This is a genomic window from Pseudobacter ginsenosidimutans (assembly GCF_007970185.1).
Classification (GTDB): Bacteria; Bacteroidota; Bacteroidia; order Chitinophagales; family Chitinophagaceae; genus Pseudobacter; species Pseudobacter ginsenosidimutans.
The window spans coordinates 3,564,275-3,586,354 of sequence record NZ_CP042431.1 but is presented as its reverse complement, the minus strand read 5'-3'; the positions used below and the strand labels follow the sequence as shown (position 1 = coordinate 3,586,354).

Annotated in this window: 10 protein-coding genes; 2 read left to right on the top strand and 8 right to left on the bottom strand. The window is 47.6% G+C overall.

What is annotated here, in order from left to right; genetic code table 11:
• Nucleotides 1-4: 4 nt before the first annotated feature.
• The 6 genes from FSB84_RS14535 to FSB84_RS14510 are packed head-to-tail and all read right to left on the bottom strand — an operon-like array spanning nucleotide 5 to nucleotide 12,949.
• The gene (locus FSB84_RS14535; RefSeq protein ID WP_130538670.1) at nucleotides 5-2,698 is read right to left on the bottom strand and encodes an MGH1-like glycoside hydrolase domain-containing protein; all 2,694 of its coding nucleotides are present in this window, start codon (nucleotides 2,696-2,698) and stop codon (nucleotides 5-7) included.
• Between the two features lie 20 nt (nucleotides 2,699-2,718).
• Nucleotides 2,719-5,166, bottom strand: coding sequence for a glycoside hydrolase family 31 protein (locus FSB84_RS14530; RefSeq protein ID WP_130538669.1), 2,448 nt, complete (start codon nucleotides 5,164-5,166; stop codon nucleotides 2,719-2,721).
• A 19-nt stretch (nucleotides 5,167-5,185) separates the two neighbouring features.
• Nucleotides 5,186-6,961, bottom strand: coding sequence for an endo-dextranase (locus FSB84_RS14525; RefSeq protein WP_130538668.1), 1,776 nt, complete (start codon nucleotides 6,959-6,961; stop codon nucleotides 5,186-5,188).
• Entirely contained in the window at nucleotides 6,933-8,381 is a 1,449-nt protein-coding gene (locus tag FSB84_RS14520; RefSeq protein WP_130538667.1) for a SusF/SusE family outer membrane protein, read from the bottom strand. Before FSB84_RS14520 ends, FSB84_RS14525 begins: the two co-directional genes overlap by 29 nt.
• Nucleotides 8,382-8,414: 33 nt before the next feature.
• The gene (locus tag FSB84_RS14515) at nucleotides 8,415-9,914 is read right to left on the bottom strand and encodes a RagB/SusD family nutrient uptake outer membrane protein (protein ID WP_130538666.1); all 1,500 of its coding nucleotides are present in this window, start codon (nucleotides 9,912-9,914) and stop codon (nucleotides 8,415-8,417) included.
• A 17-nt stretch (nucleotides 9,915-9,931) separates the two neighbouring features.
• Nucleotides 9,932-12,949 carry a SusC/RagA family TonB-linked outer membrane protein gene (locus FSB84_RS14510; protein WP_130538665.1) on the bottom strand — a complete coding sequence of 1,006 codons (3,018 nt, stop codon included), beginning with the start codon at nucleotides 12,947-12,949 and terminating at the stop codon, nucleotides 9,932-9,934.
• A gap of 246 nt (nucleotides 12,950-13,195) precedes the next feature.
• On the opposite strand from FSB84_RS14510, the gene FSB84_RS14505 reads away from it, so the two are divergent.
• The gene (locus FSB84_RS14505) at nucleotides 13,196-17,149 is read left to right on the top strand and encodes a two-component regulator propeller domain-containing protein (protein WP_207234156.1); all 3,954 of its coding nucleotides are present in this window, start codon (nucleotides 13,196-13,198) and stop codon (nucleotides 17,147-17,149) included.
• 62 nt (nucleotides 17,150-17,211) lie between these two features.
• On the opposite strand, the gene FSB84_RS14500 is transcribed toward FSB84_RS14505, so the two are convergent.
• Nucleotides 17,212-18,438, bottom strand: a complete 1,227-nt coding sequence (locus FSB84_RS14500; protein ID WP_130538663.1) for a hypothetical protein — start codon at nucleotides 18,436-18,438, stop codon at nucleotides 17,212-17,214.
• Nucleotides 18,439-18,786: 348 nt separating this feature from the next.
• Between FSB84_RS14500 and FSB84_RS14495 the strand changes: the two genes are divergently transcribed.
• Nucleotides 18,787-20,745, top strand: a complete 1,959-nt coding sequence (locus FSB84_RS14495; protein ID WP_130538662.1) for a zinc metalloprotease — start codon at nucleotides 18,787-18,789, stop codon at nucleotides 20,743-20,745.
• A gap of 18 nt (nucleotides 20,746-20,763) precedes the next feature.
• On the opposite strand, the gene FSB84_RS14490 is transcribed toward FSB84_RS14495, so the two are convergent.
• Nucleotides 20,764-22,080, bottom strand: coding sequence for a MutS-related protein (locus FSB84_RS14490; protein ID WP_130538661.1), 1,317 nt, complete (start codon nucleotides 22,078-22,080; stop codon nucleotides 20,764-20,766).

Sequence of the window (22,080 nt, the reverse complement as noted above, 5' to 3'; positions counted from 1 at the left end):
TTTATCACTCTGTTACCGGCACCAGCCTGATATGATCGATCATGGCCTGGTTGACAGTTTCATTCATATTCTCATTTGTTTCGAGATAGCGGATACTCAACTGGTGCCTGCCTGCACTCAGATATATTTTGATCCCATTGGTGTATCCCCAGTTGGACCACTCTTCTTTCCCACGCTGGGGGAACACCCATACTCCGGTATTGGTATCATCCACCATCACTGTACGGACAGCGCATTTGTTTTCCGTATTGGTAGGGCCATTGCCATTCGCATACCTGCTATCGATAAAATACCATCCGGCTTTTTTCACTTCAACAGGAATGCTTAATGCCGTGTTCACGGTTGTGCTTAATTCCACGAAACCAGAACCGGTAAATCCTTTGTATGCATAGGATGCAGGCGCAACAAAAGTTTCCGCTTCATAAGTAAGCTGATCCTGTTTACTTACCACAAACAACGGTTCGCTGGCAAAGGAAGGGCTCCCTTTTTTATCAATCGCCAATACCTGGTATTCCGCCGGTTTTGTAATATCGATACTCACCTGCTGCGCTGTTGTATTCCTGTACCCTTTTCCATTTTTCAAAACCCTGTACTGTACGGCTCCCCTGATGGGCTTCCAGGTAAGCAGGTTTTTCTGTAATATGGTTTCTGGGGCCGGCAGGCTTGTGTAGCTGTCAGTCTTATTCATTGACTGTGCCGGCAAAGGTTTTGAAGCCAGCACAATACTGATGGCATGTGGTCCGGAGATATCGCCGGGTAATTCCGGTTGGTCCAACAATTTACCATCCAGCAGAAAGGATTGCACATGGTTTCCTTCTCCCTCCAATGTGATATCGAGTACAGCATTGCGGTATTTGAAATTCGTCAGTGTTCTTTTCCCTTTCCAGGCAGCAGGAACAAAGGGTTTGAATTGCAGTCCATCTTCCCTGAACCGGATCCCAAACAATACTTTGTGCACGATACTGATATTACCTGAAAGGCTCCACAACATATTGCTTGAATTGATCTGAGTACCGGTATAGTCGCCATTCTCTGCCACTAAATTCTCTTTGTTGGTAAGGAACAGCGCAGCCTGCCTGTAAATGGAACTGATACTTTCCATCACTTGTTTTTCATTGCCTGCCTTAGCTGCGGCCCACATCCAGTACGATTGCACGAAAGGCCACACAGCATTGTTATGGTAAGGCGGAATGCCGGGAATATCAGGCCAGATACAGGGTGCCCCAAAAGCTGTTACAGGCATGCGCGAAACGATCGACTGCTGTTGCTTTTCATCGGCAATACCAAACAATACGCATAATGCTTCGCCCAAAGTTTCAGCACGGCCTGATACTGTTTTATATTTTCTTCCATAGAGATATTGTCCATAGTACTGTTGTTCCGGCAGCCAGAGATATTTGTTGATGCCCGTTCTGATCTTTGCGGCGATGGCGGCATGCTTTTGCGCTACAGCTGGCTGCTGCAATAACACCGCCATTGCCGACAGAACCTGGTTGGCTTCATAATGCACGGCATTGGTGCCAAGGTTTTCGGATTCAAAGATATCCGCAGGCTGCATCCAGCGTGGATAGGTTTGCTCCCTCCAATCGAGAAAAGAGGATTCTCCGCGCACCATACCTGTTGACTGATCATACACATTCTGCAGATCGTCTTCGATTGAATTTTTGATGATCCCGTAAGCCTCAGCCAGCCAGGCTTTGTCGCCGGTTGCCTTGTAGATCTCCCATGCTGCGATGGCCCAGACCATCCTGTCTGTACTCACCGGCCAGGCACCGCCTGTACCGGTATCCTGAATTATCTTTTTCTTTTTGTTCACTTTTTTCATCAGGCTGTACTTTGCCACCTGTGGCTGGAGGTAAGCCATGCTGAGAATAATACTGTAACTGATATCACGCGTCCACACGCCCGCCCATTCTTTCCCGGTACGGAAAGTGCTGTCGGGCTCCACGGCTTTGATCATTTCTTCCAGGCTCAGGTTGTAGATGGCATCGGCAATGGGATAGCCCGACTGGTATTGTGGAAAGGCGCTGATATCCTTACTCAATTTCCATTGTGCATCTGTCTGATTGGATTGCTCCGGCGCATTCATCGATAGTGTGGTTTCATAAATGCCATCACCATCTTCATCTTTCAGCTGCAGCTCCGGATGATGTACCAGGTTATCGAAATCCCAGATCAGCGGCGCAGCGCTTCCCGCTACATATACACCCCTGAAATCCTCTTTGTAGATCTTATCACCTTTGAAGGTTTCAAAATATCCTTTACTGTTGAAAGCCTCCAGCACTTCGCGCAGATCAAGCCTCAACTTCAGTCTGGTATTCGGATCGAGGTATTGTTCTTTCATGCCTGCCACAGGCTTCACTTGTTTTCCAAATTTTATCAATGGCGTTTCGGCATATCCATCCTTTGCAACAATATTGAAAGCATGGTCCCTTCCGGATAGCATTTCATTATCCTTCCCGTTGATGCTGAACTTGAATGAGATCAGGGAGCTTTTGAATAGATTGGCGGGACTTTGATAATCCGAGCTCATTTCATGGGCAGACAATGCCTTTGCCGTATATTTTCCCTGCACAACCCTGTCTGGGTACACCTGGTATGCGGGGCTGGACCAAACAGGTTTTATTGCATCCTGCGCATAACCGGCCGCAGCAAGCCCCAGCATTGCTGTCAATAACCACTTTCCCTTACTGTTCATGTAACTGGTTTAAAGTAGAATTAATGTTTACTCAGTTCTATAGTGTGCGCTTTTCCGTTATCAGGTATAGTGATGCTGTAAATACCTTTTACTGCATCCCAGGATACGCCCGTTGTAAGCGGTTTCTTATCCACCAATACTTTCCCTGGCTTCTTCGCCAGGTGCAGCATAAATACCTGCTTCCGCTTAAGCGAAGGCTGAAATCCGCTGCTGTTGCGCGCCGACACAGTCAGCGTATAATATTTTTCACTGGTACGGCATTCAAATACCGTTTTGCAGAATTTGTTTTCGAGATAATCCTGCGATTCTCCATCATCCTCATACAATTCAAAAGCAACCGGGTTGGTATGCTCCGCCGGGTATACATGCAGGTAGAGAGGATGATCTTTCTTTTCACCGATAAACTGCATCACCGGCATCATGGGAATGATGGAGCCCCTTTTCACCAGTACAGGAACCACGCTCAGCGGCGCTTTGTAAGTGATGGTCTGCCCGCCTTCATACACTGTTTTACCATCATTGAAATCGATCCATTCTCCATCAGGCAACCAGATCCTCCTGCTCACCGCTCCCTTCTTCACTACCGGCGCCACCAGTATTTCTTTTCCGAACATGAACTGATCATCGGCAGAAGCAGCTGGTTCTTCTTCCGGAAATTCCAGCATCATGGCGCGCATGATGGGCATTCCTTTATCGTGCGCCTCTCGCGCATAAGAATAGATATAAGGGAAGAGACGATATTTCATTTCGATGGCATTGCGGCAGTTCTTCTCTGCCTCTGCACCAAAGAGCCATGGCTCAACCGCATTATCACCTTCATGATGTGCGCGGCTCAAAGGATTGAACACTCCGAACTGCATCCATCTGGTATAGAGCTCGGCCATTGCAGGATAATCTTTGATATCGCCGCAATAACCGGATATATCGCAGGACCAGAAAGGGATCAATCCCATTCCTGCTGAAACACCCACTGCTACCTGGTTGGCGAGCCTGCTCCATCCTTCTGTCACATTCTCTCCATTACCCGCATCTCCTGACCAGCCGAAAGTGTAGCGTTGCAGGCCTGCATAAGCCGCACGCGTCATTTGGAAGACGCGCTTGCCAGGATTATGTTTCTCGAATTGTTCTTTTACAACTTTATCCCAGGTAAGTCCATATACATTATGGATCTCGCCGTGCATGCCGGCATGATGTTTCATGAACAATCTATCGGTAGCATCTTCATTGCTCCATGCCGGTTCTCCCATATCTGTCCAGAATCCGCGAACACCATCACTGATGGGCTTCTGCTGATACATGCCCCACCAGTCGGCCACTTCAGGTTTTGTGAAGTCCACCACCCCGCAGTTGCCGCCCCAGGGCCAGGGCATATCGTAAGACTTTCCTGTACGCACATCTGTAGCGAAGTATCCTTTTCCATCAGCTTCTTTCCATTGCTCCGCTGTCTTTTGGGAGATCACCGGATCCTGCGACACGATCATCTTGAAGCCCAGTGAATCCAGGTATTGAAGCATTCCGCGGGGGTTTGCATAACGGTCCGGCGCCCATTTGAAATTCTGCAATCCTTCCGTCCAGCCGATATCCTGGTAGATAATATCGCAGGGAATTTTCCGCTTGCGGAATTCAGCCGCCACACTGCGCGCCAGCTTCTCATTGGTGTACAGTCCACGGCATTGGGAAAACCCGAAAGCCCAGTTGGGAGGCATGATGGGTTTCCCTGTCAGTTGAGTATACTGTTCGATGATCTGCGCATAATCATTTCCGTGAATAAAATAATAGATCAGCTCTCCCCCATTGGAACCAAAACTGAAATATTCAGTGGATGTTGCACCGAAATCGAATTTTGATTTCCAGGTATTATCGAAAAAAATCCCGTATTTGTAATTGCTGAAGAAAAATGGAATGCTCTTGTAGAGCGGATCTTCCTGTGGACCATAACAGGGCTTATCGCTGTTCCACATAGTATAGGTACGGCCGCGGCGATTTACCGGACCTGATTTTTCACCGAGGCCGAAGAACTGCTCATCATTACGCAATTGCTTGAAGGCATAAACATTCAAACTATCCTGCACATGCCCTTTTTCGTTATGATCACTCAGCAGCAACTTTTGCCATTTATCGAACACCTGTAACCTGAAGGGAGATTTGTTCACGCGGATACGCAGGCGACTGGTAAAGATCTCATAGGCCTGCGGCTCATCATTCACCTGAACAGGATCTGCCTGTTCCAGTTCTTCATTGATCACCGCAAAGGATTCATTGTTCCTTTTGAACTGTCCATCGGCTGCATACCATATCTTCAATACAGACGGGCTGCAGATCTTTACCGATACTTTTGCATTCCGCTCTCCATTGAACACAACCGTATTGCCGTTCACCGTATAACTATTACAATTGCCCGGCGTCTGCGCCTGCGTTACGTTTAACAACAGCATCAAAACAAGGCAACTGATGATAATTTTCTTCATTTCCATTTTCATTGAGGGTTCAATATTCCAGTACGATCATATCCCAGTATTGAAGGGATGGCACCGTTAACGTAATTGTATTTCCGGCCTGTGTGAAATTCAGCGCAGCTGCCACACCGTTATTCGAATCCGGAGACGCGATCCAGACTTTCTTTACAGTCTTTGCAGCACTCACGGTCAACTCCATATTGTCGATAACAGCAGGCTTCGCCTGTGTCCCATTACTGTCGCGCCATTCAAGCGAATTGGCATTGCTGAAGTTCACCAAATGCAGTACCTGCCGGTTGGTGAATTCCTTACCAACAACAGAAACTTCTCCTTTTGCAGGAGGCCAGTTATTGATAGTAGCTTTTCCATTTGTACAGTTTACTACAGGCGTATTGAAAATGCCGCCATCGCGCAGCAGGTTTTCATAAGCCACCATGAAATCGTAGTAGCGAACAATGGCATTGCGAAGCTCATCAGGCATCAGTAGATTATTGTTCGGAAAATATTCTTTGCCCAACATATGCTCTCCCAGTTCAAGGTGGGAACCGCCAAAGGCGAAGATCACGGCATCGGTGAGCAAAACACCAGGGGTATTGAAATAACCCGCCTGGTCTGCCTTGTTATAGTTCATGTAAGCCGCCAGTACAGTAGGTTTGGTATTGCTGCTGTAAGTATTGTTGTTCCGGATGATGTTTGAGAGATGGCTGTACTCATCATTCGGCCCCCAGACTTCGGTATACAGGAAATCGACGGGCGCTGTTGCGATCTGGTTTTGCTGACCATACTGGTTCACGGCATTCATCAGCAATTTCTTGTTGGGCGATGCAGTTTTCATCGCCTGGATGAATGGCTTGAAGGTTGCAGCCTGGTTGAGCGCAGCGCCATTGTAGGTATAGATCGAACCGCGATCCCCGAGCTGATCTATATGGAACCCATCGAAATTCAGGGCCTGGTATACATCATTGTGTTTTGCCGCGATGTATTGCTGCCAGTTGGTATTACCTGCATCGGTGAGGTAAATATCGCTTTTGAAGAAATTCAGTGGCAACGGATGTTTATCCTTCGTTGTATGGTTTTGATCTTTGAACACATACCATTCTTCCTGAACGCCATCGGCTGCCGCATCACTGAGCGCTCCGAAAGCGAGATTGTAGAACATAGCCTGCATACCGCTTTTGTGAGCCGCATCGATATAGGATCGCAAAGTGGAAAGATATACATCCCGGTTGGAAAGATCTTTCCAAACCGATTGCGGAGCCGAAGGAGAACCAGCCAGCGGCATATGATGCTTGTATTGCCAGTCGTAGAATTGAAGTCCGTTAATATGATGACGCGTGAGATTGTCCATCACGGCTTTGATCTCCGTATCTGTCAATTGTCCGTACTTCGACAAAAAGCCGTATCTCGGGAATTTCGCCCAGGAAGAACTAACGTCGATGCCTGTACTGGCATGGATCTTTTCTTTTCCGTCAATTGTTTCATAAATATCCACCATATAACCGGTGAAGTCTGCAGCAGGTGCGGTCCAGCTCCAGCTGTTTCCCGTAAAAGCCGCTTCACTGACCGTTTCCATGAGATGACGGTAGCGAAGTTTCAGATTGCCCGTGAGTGGTCTGTTAATGGAAAACTGAACAGTCTCTCCGGGCTTGTACACAGCTTTATCTGTGTTGATGGTGAGCACAAAAGAATTCCCATAGGTTATTGGATCGTTCTTTGGAGCATCTTTTTTACAGCTGCTCCAAAGAATGATTCCTGAAATGAACGCGCACAAAATATACTTACTGCTTCTGAATGCTGATGGTCTCATACAACTGGTTAATAGTAATGGTGTAGTTGCCGGCTTCTGTGATCTTCCATTTGAAGTCCGGGCTGCCACCGGGTACGAATTTCATTTGTGTGCTGCCGGGGCCGGATGCATTGAGTACCGGCATGAAATAGTCGCCGCCCCAGTCGCCGGTTTCAACAGGCATTTTAAATTCTCCTACAGACAGGGCGCCAGACCAGGTGAATACATATGGATTAACAGGATCGGGAACCATCGGAGTAGGATTATTGATATTCCATTTATCCGGCGTAGCATCGCCCACCATCCAAACCTGAGTGAATGGCGTAAAGGGTTTGATGCTAATGGTATTGGCCTGGATATCGAGTTTGATCTTATAAGCGCCTGGTGTGGTGATCTTCCATTTGTAATCGGGATCACCTCCGGGCACCAACTGCGCACCGGTTTCAGTGATCGCAGGATTATTGGTAAGCGGCATGTAATAATCTGTAGCGAAATTGCCCCTGGCAACAGGGATCTTGAACTCACCGGCAGTCAGGATCTCATTGTAAGTGAATACAAAAAGATTGGAAGAATCCACGCGCATCTCGGCCGGGTTCTGAATATCCCAGCCGGTTGGTACCGCGTTACCCAGCATCCAGAGCCGCTTGTAGAGCGGTTCCGCGGTTTCCAGCACTTCAATGGTGAGGTCCAGCAGGTCTACCGTTACACTATAAACGCCGGATTGCACCACCGTGATCTTATCATCCGGCTGATTATCGTTTTCGCGAAAAACAAGTTTTGTATTGTCCGCTCCCCTGTTATATGAAGGGGTGAACTGCCCTAATGTGGTAATGAGTTTGAATTCGCCGGGAGATAATAAACCCTGCCAGTGAAAACGGCCCGGCTGCGCGGGATCAGCATCCATAGCAGTTGCATTGCCCGCATCCCAGCCATTGGGAGTGGCATCTCCAAGCAGGTACAAGGTGGTTGACACGGGCTTGTATGGGGTGATCAATACCGTTAGTATAGCCGAGGAATCCCTTGTTCCTTTGTCATCGGAAACAGTAGCGATCACTTTCGCCTGTAAACTGGCTTCTGTTCCGGGTGTGATATTCCAGCGGGTCAGCAGCAGGTTATTCAGGTCCTTCACGGAAAACTTTTTGGAGAGAACTGCCTTTCCCAGGTCTTCCGTGAGGGCGTTGTTGAAGTTGTTACCAGACAGGTCCAGTTTCAGCACATAAGAGATGCCTGCATTGCTGCCGTTATTGGACCCAGCGGTCCAGCTGATGACTACGCCATCGGCGGATTCATTTTTCTGGTTCAGCAGGATCTTATTGGAATTGGCAGACACCGCCAGAGGTGTGCTGCCTTTGTCCGTTTCTTTATAATCTTTCCTGCAAGCCAGCGCCAGCAAAACTGCCAGGAAAGGAAAACATTTTTTTATGATGGATGATGCAATCATAACTGACTGTTTAAAGTTGAGCGGTGAACTTGTTTAGTAGTCTTTGTTTTGTGAAAGGTTGGGATTGGCATCCCTTTCTTTCTGTGGAATGGGCAGCAACAGGTGTTTCTCTGTAGCATTCGATTTACCTATGCTGTGCAGGAAATTCAAACCATATTGTCCATTATTCACCCGCACCAGGTCAAACCAGCGATGGCCTTCGAATGCGAGCTCCATTCTTCTTTCGTGCAGGATCTTTTCGCGGAGCGCATCTTTGTTGAGACCGCTTACATCTGTAAGACCGGCCCTGTTGCGAACACGGTTCAAAGGCCCGCCGGCATTGATTCCGGAGCTTGCTGCCTGCGCCTCATTGCCACGGTTCAGTTCATTCAATGCTTCTGCGTACATGAGCAAAACATCGGCAAAGCGGAGCACCACCCAATTGGAAGGATTGGTATCGTAATCGGCAGAAACATCTTTGGGCACCAGGAATTTCCTTACGTTGAAGCCGGTTGACGAGTAACTGCTTTTGTACACTTTTCCATCGAAGTCAGGGCAACCGGCATAGAGTATTGTTTTATCTTTTCTGGTATCGCCTCCTTCATAGGCATTCACGAATTCCTGCGTTGGATGATTCCAGCCATAACCACCACCTACGAAATCAGAGTTACGCGGACCAGTAAATGTACTGACCCAGCTCGCCTGGTTTTCATTGTCCCAAAAACTGTAATTGGTCTTTCCATAATACTGTACTTCGAAAAGGGATTCGATGGAATTCTTGGCAGACGGACTGAAATTATCGCTGTAATTGGCATTGAGCGCATAGCCAAGACCGTTGAGTTGTGTATAGAGATCAACCACTTTCTGATAATTGCCGAGTGTGAGGTACACTTTCATCAACATACCGATGGCGGCCCCTTTGGAAGCACGGCCAATATCGCTGCCACTATACTGGGAACGTGCCGGAAGATTGGCAATGGCTTTGGTGAGATCATCGATGATCAGTTCATACACTTTCGCTTTGGCGGTGCGCGCCGGACGCAGATCATCGGAAGGTGTTTGTGGTTCCGTGATCAGTGGCACATCGCCAAACAATTGCACCAGGATGAAATAATAGTGGGCACGCAGGAACTGCGCTTCGCCCACAATCCTGTTCCTGAGACTTTCATCGATCTTCATACCTGGCACATTCTGCAATATCAGGTTGCACCGAAGGATACCAGGAGCCGGACCACGCCAGATATCGAGCGCAGCGGCATTATCAGTGGTGGTAACGAAGTTGGAAATATCCTGCGTTTCGATACCATCGGTACCGCCACCGGCTCCGGTAACGCTGTTGCCGGCCCATATATCAGTGGTCCACATACGAAGATTGTACAGTTTGGGCCACTGCAGCGGCTGGTAAGCACCGTTGACAGCAGCGATAGCATCGTCCTCCGTTTGCCAGAAATTGGACGAATTCACGGAGTCCAGAGGCGTTTTTTCGAGAAACTTGCTGCAGCTGGACATCAACAAGGCCGCGCTGATTACCGGGATATAGAGAAAAGATTTCATAAACAAGTTTTGTGGGATTAGAAACTAAGATTAATGCCGGCACTGATAGTCCTGGTTACAGGATACACATTGAGATCGATGCCATTGGAAGGTACTTCCGGATCGAAGCCGGTATACTTTGTGAAAGTCACCAGGTTCTGACAGGAGATGTATACTCTCAGGCTGCTCATCTTTGCGCGCTGCACCAGACTGCGGGGCAGCGTATAACCAAGGGTGATATTCTTGATCCGCAGGTAGGATCCATCTTCCACAAAGCGGTCGCTCACGCGGGTATTCTTGTTGGGATCGTTGAAAACCGCGCGGGGCATGGAATTGCTGGTGCCTTCTCCTCTCCATCTGTCCAGGACCGCTGTGGTCTGGTTCTGCGCCACGGCCATACCTTCCTGCCAGATGCGGTTCGCATTGTAAATATCGTTACCGGCAATACCCTGGAGGAAGATGCTCAGGTCAAATCCCCTGTAAGCAAAATTGTTATTCATCGCAAAGATGAAACTGGGATTGGGATTGCCGATGAATGTACGGTCATCATCGTTTATTTGTCCATCATTGTTCAGGTCCCTGAATTTGACATCGCCGGGTGACGTTCTGTTGTTCGCATCCGAACCGGGCACCTGCACGGCCCAGTCGTCCACTTCTTTCTGGTTCTGGAAAATACCGCTTGTAACAAAACCATAGAATTCATTCACGGGATAACCTCCCGCATGCTGGATGGCAAGGTTCTGGTTCAGTCCAATGCTGCCGGCATATAATGGAACGCTGTCGTTCAGGCTCATGATCCTGTTCTGGTTATAACTCACATTGAAGCTGGTGTTCCATTCAAATTCACCGGTGAGATTTTTCGTATTCACTGCCAGTTCGATACCCCTGTTCTGTACATGACCAAGATTGATGCTGGGTACTACTATATCCGAATACCCGGTGGAAATGGGCACAGACATGGGCACCAGCATATCTCTTGTATTCTTCAGATACGCATCCAGTGTAACATTCACGCGGTTCCTGAGAAAGCTCGCATCGATACCGATATTTGCCTGTTCCACTTTTTCCCATCTAACGCCGGGATTTGGAATGGCCTGCGGCACGATGGCGTTCACCGGGGTTCCGTTGAAATTGTATTGAACAGTCTGTAACACGGAAGCAAATGAATAGTTGCCGATATTCTGGTTACCGGTAACGCCATAGCCTGCACGAAGTTTCAGATCATTCACAAAAGTTATATCCTTGAAGAAGTCTTCTTCAGAGATCCGCCAGGCGGCGGAAGCGGAAGGGAAAGTGCCGTATTTATTTTCATCACCGAAACGGGAAGAGCCGTCGCGGCGAATGGTTGCAGTCAAAAGATATTTGCTCTTGTATGCATAGTTGATGCGACCTATGAATGACAACAGCGCCCATTCATTACCGGTGCCGCCCACTGTTGGATCAACAGTGCCATTGTCCAGCTGCTGAGTGGCATTGCTGGCAAATTTCTGGATGGAGCCGTCCATATTGTCATAGCGATTGGTCTGTGCGCTGGTACCGGCCATAGCAGTGACGCGATGGCCGCCTTGAAAGGATCTTTCATACGTAAAATAATTATCCCAGAGCCAGGTGAGGCTTTTATTGTATTGCTGAAAAAGGGAAGAGTTGGGTTGCGGGATCGGCTGCCAGTTGTATTTGGGGCTCCAGCTCCTGCTGTCCCAGAACATCGCCTGCATGCCGCCGGTGGTTTTGAATTTGAGGTCTTTGAACAGCGTAAGCTCGGCAAACACATTACCGAGAATATTATAACCAGCCGTTTTGTTATCGTTGATAGTTGCCTTACCGATCGGGTTGGCAATATCGCCTACCCATGAGGGTTGGCCTACCGGTCCTGCATAACTTCCATCGGCATTGTACACAGCCTGCGTTGGCAGGGCTGCCATTGTGTTTCGGATATCATAGGAGCCGTTCTTTTTGATATCATGGCTCATGGTGAGGTTATTGCCGAAACGGAGCCAGTCGAACACTCTTGAATCATGATTGAACTGAAGCGTGTAACGTTTGTAACTGGTATTGATCACGATGCCCTGCTGGTCAAGCATTGCGCCGGATACATAGAAGGTGGATTTAGGACCGCCACCTGAATAGGCCATCGAATAATTCTGCATGGGAGCTGAACGGAAGAGCAGATCCAGCCAATTGGTGCCGGCTCCCAGGGAAGGGGGATTGGCGAATGCAGGATTCTGTGCCTGACCGTTATTGCTCATCATTTCATTGTGCAGGGAAGCGAACTGTGAAGCATTCAGCAGGTCCACCATGGATGTAGCATTCTGCGAACCATAAAAGGCTTTGAAATCGAGCGCGCCTTTTCCCGATACTCCGCGTTTTGTGGAAATCAGTACAACGCCGTTGGCGCCGCGGGAACCATAGATGGCGGCAGCGGATGCATCTTTCAGGATCTCGATGCTTGCGATATCATCAGGACTGATCGTATTGAGCGGAACATCGGTAGGCACTCCGTCTATCACCAGCAGCGGGTCACTGTTGTTGATGGTGCCGATACCGCGGATGCGGATAGTGGCATTGCTGCCCGGCGATCCCGAGGAAACGATCTGCACACCGGCAGCACGCCCCTGAATAGCATCACCGGCATTGGATACCGGCAATGATTTAATGTCCTTACTGTTCACAGAGCTCAGCGATCCGGTAAGATCGCCTTTCTTCTGTGTACCATAACCTACTACTACCACATCGGCCAGCGCATCATCGGCCTCTTCCAGCACAATGTTCAGCGTTGTGAGGTCTTTCACCGCTGCTTCAAACCGGCGGTAACCGATGGAAGAAGCAATGATGGTATCGGAACTGGTGACGGTGATGGAATATTCGCCATTGTCTCCTGTGGAAGTACCGGCTGATCTACCCTTGAGCTGGATCGAAACCGAAGAGACTGGCTGATTGTCTTTCCTGGCTGTTACTTTCCCTGTAAGTGTCCGGCTCTGTGAAAAAGCCAGTACGGGAAATACCAATAAGCAGAGAAGCGGGGCGTAATGTTTTACCCAGTGAGTGCTACCTGGCATAATGCAATCGTTTTGGTATAAGCGTTGATAATTGAAGAAACAGATATTCAACTACGAAAGAAAATATTATTTGTCCAGCACCGGTATCTGTCCGTTCCATTTTTTGATCAAAATGTACCAATTTAAGATACGAAGGGATAAACAACTAGCAAACAATTACTTGCGCAAATCCCTGCAACTGTCTTTTTTCAATTGCAATACCTACATTTGATCACTGGATAAATGCTCTCTCATTTCACCATACGAATGCTTGTGCTACTGCTGCTCTCCTGCACTGTGCAGTCCGGAGCACATGCACAGTCGTATTATTTCAGGAACTATCAGGCAGGCAACGGGATCTCCAGCAATACGATAACAACCATATTGCAGGATAAAAAAGGATTCATGTGGTTCGGTACGAGAAATGGATTGAACCGCTTTGATGGTAACAGCTTCCGCATCTTCAAACATGATCCGCACGACAGCACCAGTATCGGCAGCAATTCCGTATTGAGTTTGTATGAAGACGACCAGGAACAATTATGGATCGGCACTTACAAAGGCATTTACCGCTACAACCCCAAAGAAGACCGCTTCTATTTTTTCGATCAATTACCTGCCGGTGAAGTTCGCTATATCAAAGCGGATAATGAACAACAGGTCTGGATCATTTGCGATTTCCATTTGTACAAATACAATCCGTCCAACAGATCCCTGCAAAAATTCGACAGCGGCTCTGCACAGGAACTGGTACTCACATTGTCAGAGCAGGGTGATTGCTGGACAGCCAACAGTAATGGACAAATAAAAAAATATAATACAGGAAAGAAAGAATTCATCACTTATGAACTGCCTGTAAAGCAGCCCTACACCAATATTCAGGATATCTATCCTTTCAACGACAGTCTTGTGCTCTTCGGCACCATGGATAAAGTTTATCTTTTTAATATACACACAAGAACACAACAGGATGTATTTACCGCTTCCGGTAAAAAGGGTGTAATACAGTTACACAAGATCATCCGGCAATCACCCACCACCTGGTGGCTGGGTACAGAAACCGGCATCTATATTTATGACCTGTATAAGGGCATCACTAATCTTGTACAAAAAGAATATGGAAATCCCTACTCTATTACAGACAATGTGATCTATTCATTTTGCCAGGACAAGGAAGGCGGTACCTGGGTAGGAACATTCTTTGGTGGCATCAATTATTTTTCGCAACAGACGAACCGTTTCCAGAAATACTTTCCCCATAATGGTCCCGACAGGTTAGGAGGCAATCTCGTGCATGAGATCTGCCAGGATGAAAAACAAAATATCTGGATCGGTACGGAAGATGCCGGCCTGCACAAACTGGACCCGCGCACCGGCGCTATCAAACAATTCCTGCCCAATTCAGGCAGTGGCAGCATCAGCTATCAAAATATACATGGACTGGTAGCCTGCGGGAACGAGCTCTGGATCGGCACCTACGAGCATGGCCTCGATGTGATGGACCTCCGCACAGAAAAAGTGGTACGGCATTACAAGGCCGGCGATGCGCCGAACCAGTTGCACAGCAACTTCATCGTTACACTTTACAAAACACGTAAGAACGAAGTGCTGGTGGGCACCTGGACCGGTCTTCTCAAATACAACAGAGCCACCGATGATTTTACTACCATCCCCGGTTTCAATACACAGGTACAGGGCATCACCGAAGATGACCAGGGAACCATCTGGTTCTGCTCTTATGGCAACGGCGTGTATTTTTACAATCCCGCCAACAATCAAAGCGGCAATCTTCGCTTCGATCCGAATAACAGTAATAGCCTATGCAATAATTATGTGAACAGTTTGTATCGCGACAGTCGCGGTCATTTCTGGTTCTGTACCGAGAACGGCCTCTGCAGTTACGATCCGCGCACCAGGCAATTCAGGAGATACGATAACCTGCCCGACCAGGTGTTCAGGGTTTTGGAAGATGATAATGGATTGCTCTGGGTCTCCACCTCACGTGGCCTTTTCAATATGGACTCTCATGGAGAAAATGGAAAACTGTACACCACTGCACAGGGATTGCTCAGTGATCAGTTCAATTACAATTCCGGATATAAAGCGCCCGACGGCACCATGTATTTCGGATCTGTGAAAGGCATGATCAGCTTCAACCCCGCACATTTCAAATCACCATCCTTTGTACCACCTGTATATATCACGCACCTGCAGGTGAACAATAAAGATCAGCTTGTGAACCGCGATGGATCTTCCCTGCCGCAATCGATCCTCTACACGGAGGAGATCACGTTGCCGTATGACCGAAGTACACTCAGCCTGGATGTTGCCGCGCTCAGCTATTCCATGCCCGGCACCAATGAGTATATGTACAAGATGCAGGGGCTCGATAAAGACTGGATCCAGATGCAAAGCAACCGCCGCATCTACTATACCAAGTTGTCACCAGGCAAGTACCTGTTCAGGGTGAAAGGCTCTGCGGCCGGCGATGTGTGGAATCCAAAAGAAACCACACTGCGCATTCATATCCTTCCGCCATGGTGGGCCAGCTGGTGGGCTTATGCTTTGTATGCACTCACCGGAGCAGGTATCCTGTTCATCATCCTGCGCTATTACCATATTGCCGTCAAGGAAAAGAACAAGCGCATGATCGATACCCTGGAAATGGAAAAAGAAAGGGAGATTTACAATGCCAAGATCGAATTCTTTACCAATATCGCCCATGAGATCCGCACCCCGCTCACGCTCATCAAACTGCCACTGGACAAATTGATGAGAACGAATACCCACAATGCTTCATTAACAGAAAGTTTGGACATGATGAAGAAGAATACCAACCGGCTGATCGATCTCACGGATCAGTTGCTCGACTTCCGCAAGGCAGAGGCTAACAAGTTCAGCCTGAATTTTATCAGGACAGATATCAGCGATGTGCTGAAAGAACTGTTCCATGCCTTCAAACCCATTGCCGAGGAGAAGAAACTCCAGCTCAAACTGGAGATGCCGCGTATGCCACTGCAGGCTTATGTTGACACAGAAGCCTTCCGCAAGATCATGAGCAATCTCCTCAACAATGCCATCAAGTACGCTGCCGGTTCTGTTACTGTTCGCTTGAAACCATTCAATAGCAACGACCAGGTTTTCAATATCGAGATCCGCAATGACGGTCATCTCATCCCCTATGAATTGAAGGAAAAGATCTTTGAGCCCTTCTACAGGTTGAAGGAAAATGAAAAACAACCCGGCACCGGCATCGGGCTTCCTCTCTCCCGCTCACTCGCAGAGCTGCATAAAGGCATTCTCGATCTGCAGCAACCCGATGGAGCTTTCAACGTATTCCTGCTTTCCATTCCTATTCACCAGGAACATGAGATCGATCTGCAGGATTATGAAACCATCGAAACAGAACATACAACAGCGGAAGAAGAATCATCATTGAAGGATTCAGATCCCGGAAAACTGCACCTGCTGCTGGTGGAAGACAATAAAGAGATCCTCAGTTTCCTGAAAAATGAATTGCAGGCGGCTTACACTATTTCAAGAGCCGGAAACGGAGAAGAGGCATTGGAAGTATTGAACAGGGAAAATATCCACCTGGTGATCAGCGATATCATGATGCCCGTGATGGATGGAATAGAATTGTGTAAAAAGATAAAAACCGATCTGCAGTTCAGTCATATTCCCATCATACTACTGACTGCAAAGAATACGATGACCTCCCGTATCGAGGGACTGGAAGTGGGCGCCGATGCCTATATTGAAAAACCATTCGCCTTCGAACATCTGCAGGCGCAGATCAGCAACCTGCTCAGCAACCGCAATACACTCAAGGAATATTTTGCACGCACGCCACTCACCCATATCAAAGGGATCGCCAGCTCCAAAGCAGACAAAGAGTTCCTGGAGCAACTGCATACAGTGATCAATGCGCATATCACCGATACGGAACTCGATGTAGATAAACTATCCCGGCTGATGAACATGAGCCGCACCAGCTTCTATCGTAAGATCAAAGCACTGTCTGATCTGACACCGAATGAGCTGATCAATTTATCACGACTGAAACTCGCAGCCGAACTGCTGGCAGAAGGCAGTTACAAGATCAATGAAGTGGCCGGTATGGTGGGATACAGCATCAACAGTAATTTTTCGAGGGACTTCAGTAAGCAATTCGGGAAAACGCCTTCGCAGTACCTGGCGGAATTAGGGAAGAAAGTATAAAGGGGCTACCTTTTTGAGGTAACCCCGGCTCCGCACATGTGACTAAAAAAGACTTTATACTTTTATCCTTTTCGTTTCACCCTGAAGCTGCCCAGGATCATTCCATTTTCCGCATCACAGCCATCAACATGAAAGCTGCCCACAGATAAGCTGCCCTCGATGTATCCACCAACATCACCGTATTTGGTAATGGAAAGACTGCCTTGTCCGTATTCCTTTTCATTGCTTTCGCATTTGGTATGGGAAGTCTGATAGATCTTTCCGTTCAAAGAGCCTACCACAGCCAGTTTACCGCCCTGCTCCATATCACCCGGACTGAAGGAACCTGTACGTTGGCCGGAGAACTGAATGCTCAGTGAATTAGCGCCATTGTTCACTGATATTGCAGTTCTTCCATTGGCAGCCTGCGCCACAGTTATTCCTCCCGAGAACTTTGATCCTTTGAGAGACCAATAGAAATATTCTTCTTTTTCCAATTGCACATTCTCGCGTATGATAAGTGTACCACCACTACCAAAAACAGTTGGGTCTATTTCATTCAGCACATTCACAACAGTAGCTTCCACAATATCAGTAGAAGAAGCAGCGATGGCAGCCGGCGCCTTATAAGTAGCTTCCAGCGTTTTGCTTTTTGAAATTGAGCCAACTCCAAAAACTTTCCATTCTTTGATGTTCTTGTCGGCAACGCCGTATTCCGGCAGCAGCAGATGCAAATAACCATCCTGCTCTTCTTCTCCTAAAGCAGGATCTATGTACACTACAAAACTGGTGGTCTCTCCAACAGTAAGAACAGACTTCCCTTTGTTGACGAGCCGGATAGAAGTTTCTATGGACCAATCGCTGAAATGCCTGGTATTTACTTTCAGAACCTTGTTTGTTCTATCGATGGTTCTGTTACTGGCGCGAAGCCAGAATCCTTCAGCATTCTGACAGGCCAGGAAAAGATAATCTACATCTGTTCCGGCCAGATCCTGCTCATCATATTTGAAACGGATCTCTACGTCCTTGTTGAAGTTTACATTTTCCGGAAGCAGCCTGTAACTGTACCCGCTTCCGAGTGTAAGCGTATTTGTTACTGGCTGGATTGAGAAAGATGTGTTCTCATTTACTGCACCTGATGGAACAGTAATGCTCATGCGACCATCTCCACTTTCAATGCTACCACCCTGCGGGCCGATGACTTTTGATACAGCAGTTCCCACCGGAGTTCCATGCTCCTTCGGAACAGCAACACGGGGAATATTGTCTTTCCCACCCTCATTCTTCTTACAACAGATCAATAAAAACATACATGCGGCGTACAACAATAAATTTCCTGGCTTCATTTTCATATTCGATCCGAAACTCTTTTGCTGGTTTCGGAAAGCAAAGTAAATATCCGTCAATGGCATCCGTTATTACAGGAGACAGAGAAGCCGGACAGTCGACAGAAAGCGGTTTGTGCAGACAAAAAATACAATTCAATACAGCTAAAAAGAGAGGCAATAAATTCTTTGACAACCATTTTTATTGACGATGGAAATCATTTGACCCCTCAATAAAGTTCAGTATCATTTTTACGCAGTCCGGACTGGTGATCCGGCAGTTCGTATCAGCCCAAGCTCCCTGATGTACCTGATCATCCTTTTCTTTGAAGCATGAAACAATCGATGAAGCAGCAGTTGACCTTCTTATTACTGATCATTAGTCCTCTGATTGCAGTTACACAGGACCTGACCGATGAAATGAAGGAATGGAGTGGCAACGCTCTCTTCCAGCGGCACTCCGTCAGCAGCAGCAAAACCGGTAAAAGTGATGTGTTGTACAGGATCGAGATCAGTTTCAAAAACGGGATCGGTACGGCCACTGCTACCTACTCAATAGAAAACCAAGATAATTCCTATGGCTCCAGCTACTCGGAATCCGGATCGGTAACGGCTACCGCTCAAACAGAATTCAGTGTTACCATCACCGACGATAAGAAATATTATTCCGTTTATCTTTTCGTTCCTTCCTGTTCCGGAAAATTGAAGGTTACCCGGGATGGAGAAACCACTTACAGGGATTTCGGAATGGACGAAGCGCTATTTCAGCTGGAAAGCAAGGAAATGGGTGATAATCCTGATCTCCTTATTGGTAATGAAACAGACAGGAACAAATCAGGATCCGGGTACACAGAAGAGATCTACCAGTGGGCATTTGTAAGGAATCCCGTACCTGTAGACCTTATTATTGAAAGTCCGGGGTATGAGAACTGGCTGCCTGAACCAGGAATGGATGAAAACACGAAAGGCAATCATATCGATGTTGGATTGAAACTGGTGAATCCTGAAGGGAAGCCCCTGAACGTAAAAGCAAAATATTTCGAGGCAAAACTGATGAAAACCTCTCAGGAACCGGGTGTTACCATTAATTATCCCCTGGATGCTACAGCACCGGGAAAACATGATATGCGATTGCTGAATGAAGATCATCAACCTGCTTCCGGCGATGGCCAAACGCTAACGGTAAATACCAGCGATGGAGAAACCGGCTCGTTTGCAATAGGGTCCTATGACGGTGGCGGATATACGATATTGGAAGTTACCGCCTTTCTGCAGGATGGCTCACAGGTAACGGGCCATTATCTTAAAAAAGACGGCCCTACATCCATCCCTTATCCAAAGCGGGATGCAGGACGATTGATCGCAAAATCCTGGTTGGAAAAAAATGAAAATCCAAAGGAAAATGACGATAAGGAAGTAACAGCTGGTAATAACCGGAACGGCGATGGACTGACTGCTTATGAAGAATATCGTGGTATGATCTCTGAAGGCAAATTTGTTCGCCTCGACCCGGTAAAAAAAGAAGTGGCCATCAGGGTAAAACAGGAAGACCTTGAAAAATTCCGCGGCGGCTTCAAGCTCTTTGCCTCAGCTACCAAAGTGATCCCTCTGATCTGCCTGACCACAGAAATGGCTGAAAACAGGATCTTCAATAAAAACAAAACCACCGGTAAGGCCGGAGATCAATACGGACTTTTTATTGAAGAGAAAGATATGGGTGCCGATCTTGGGAAGGTTTTGCCTGCCACTCCATTCAAAACAACAAAACAAACCACCAACGTATATATCAACATCAAAGAGATCAGAAGGATTTATGAAGGCACATTAAGCCGGAATGAACTGACCAGTCTTCCATACACTTTGCAGGAAGACATCGATAACACGGTGGCGCATGAGTTAGGCCATGGCATTGGAATTCCGCATCATGGAAGTTCGGGTAAGGGAGTGATCTACACCAAGGCAGAAAATCCTTCACTTGATATCCGCTTTATATTAGAGAATGGAGAGCCAAGTCCGAAGATTCCCGAACTTGATCAGAACCTGCTCGGAGGCCCTCACAACGATGCAAGCGGTGATCTGAATTGCATCATGGCCTATACCGGCAAATACCAATGGGCATTTACAAAAGAAAACGGCAGCATTATTTACCGGCAGCTTCCTTTCATGCCTGTCGGAAAAACACTCTGTACTTCTGCCGCAGGCACCAGGGTCAATGCAAACAAACAATACTTTGAAGACGCGGAAGATGGTTATGGCAATTGCGTATCCCGTATAAAAGTGAAATGTTACTGAGCAGGGAAAGCCACGCGCTTACCCCTGCAATATTTCCAGGATCCTTTCATTGCGGATGATCATCATGCCCTGCCTGTCCTGCGTGATGCCATTCTCCAATTTATAAGTATAGCGCGGAACATTCCCATCCATCACGGTGGGCATGAATTTGAAGCGGATATTGTTATGTGATTGCAATGCCTCTCCTACTTCGATGATATGCGTGCTGAGGATGAAAAGACAATTACCATATTCAGAAAATCCTTCTGTAACGGCCAGTGTGCCGTCGTAGGCATCCTTAACATTCGTTCCCTTGAACAGCTCATCGAAGATCAGTAACAGGTGTTTGCCGGTAGCCGTAGCATCAGCCGCTGCTTTCACACGCACCACTTCCGCATAGAAATGGCTATAACCTAATCCAATATTATCCGCCACATTGATGGAAGAGAAAATCCCATCCCTTACGGAAAAGGTCATGGAATCCGCTGCCACAGGGAATCCGATATGCGCCATATACATCCCGATACCGATGGATTTCATCCAGGTACTCTTGCCGGCCATATTGGCGCCGGTGAGAAAGATCACATTCTCCTTTTTGTTCATGCTGATCTGGTTACCGATCGCGCCGGGCACCGCCGGGTGACGCAGGTTCTCTGCTTCCAGCAGATTTGCTTCCTTCGGCATGGCCTGCGCATATTTGAAGTGCTTTGACCTTGCCACATTACTAACGGCAATGTTCACATCAACTTCAGCAATGAACAGCAACAGGTCCGATACAGCAGTGTGCAGCTTCGTTCTCAACAGGTGATCGAAGCCTGCAATGGAACCGAAAGAGATATCGCGATAAATATCTGTTTCGATCACCTGCATCAGTTTTTCATCTGACAGTATTTTCTTTACCTGCTCAACCCTCGGCTGGTAAGGGCTTCCGGGTGCATGCAGCATTTCAGTCAATGCAAAACATTTCTTCAGAACAGAGATCGTTGCCTGCAGGCCCTGGATCATTTTCTTATAGCGTTCATCGCGGGTGAGCGAAGAAAGACTCTTCAGCACGAACAGGCTCCCATACACCGCAGGAAGGCTTCTCCCCGAAGCACCATCCATATATTCCTGCATCAGGGTCACCTGTTCCGCTTCGAAGGGGAAATTGATGGCAACGGACTGAAAGAAGCCGAATACAGACGACCGGTGATTGATGGCAGCTGCATCGGTGAGCGGCTGACGGAAGAGTTCATCCAGTAATTTTTCACCACCCCTGGTTTTCACCTGGTTGAACAGATGATACACGGATCCCTGGCGGAATTTCCCCAGCAGGTTCAGTTCATCCAGCGATTGCCTGTCTATACTAAAACTCAT

Bases quoted from the DNA above. Each gene is read 5' to 3' on its own strand.
- FSB84_RS14535 (WP_130538670.1), bottom strand. From the start codon at position 2,698: ATGAACAGTAAGGGAAAGTGGTTATTGACAGCAATGCTGGGGCTTGCT.
- FSB84_RS14530 (WP_130538669.1), bottom strand. From the start codon at position 5,166: ATGAAGAAAATTATCATCAGTTGCCTTGTTTTGATGCTGTTGTTAAAC.
- FSB84_RS14525 (WP_130538668.1), bottom strand. From the start codon at position 6,961: ATGAGACCATCAGCATTCAGAAGCAGTAAGTATATTTTGTGCGCGTTC.
- FSB84_RS14520 (WP_130538667.1), bottom strand. From the start codon at position 8,381: ATGATTGCATCATCCATCATAAAAAAATGTTTTCCTTTCCTGGCAGTT.
- FSB84_RS14515 (WP_130538666.1), bottom strand. From the start codon at position 9,914: ATGAAATCTTTTCTCTATATCCCGGTAATCAGCGCGGCCTTGTTGATG.
- FSB84_RS14510 (WP_130538665.1), bottom strand. From the start codon at position 12,949: ATGCCAGGTAGCACTCACTGGGTAAAACATTACGCCCCGCTTCTCTGC.
- FSB84_RS14505 (WP_207234156.1), top strand. From the start codon at position 13,196: ATGCTTGTGCTACTGCTGCTCTCCTGCACTGTGCAGTCCGGAGCACAT.
- FSB84_RS14500 (WP_130538663.1), bottom strand. From the start codon at position 18,438: ATGTTTTTATTGATCTGTTGTAAGAAGAATGAGGGTGGGAAAGACAAT.
- FSB84_RS14495 (WP_130538662.1), top strand. From the start codon at position 18,787: ATGAAACAATCGATGAAGCAGCAGTTGACCTTCTTATTACTGATCATT.
- FSB84_RS14490 (WP_130538661.1), bottom strand. From the start codon at position 22,080: ATGAGTTTTAGTATAGACAGGCAATCGCTGGATGAACTGAACCTGCTG.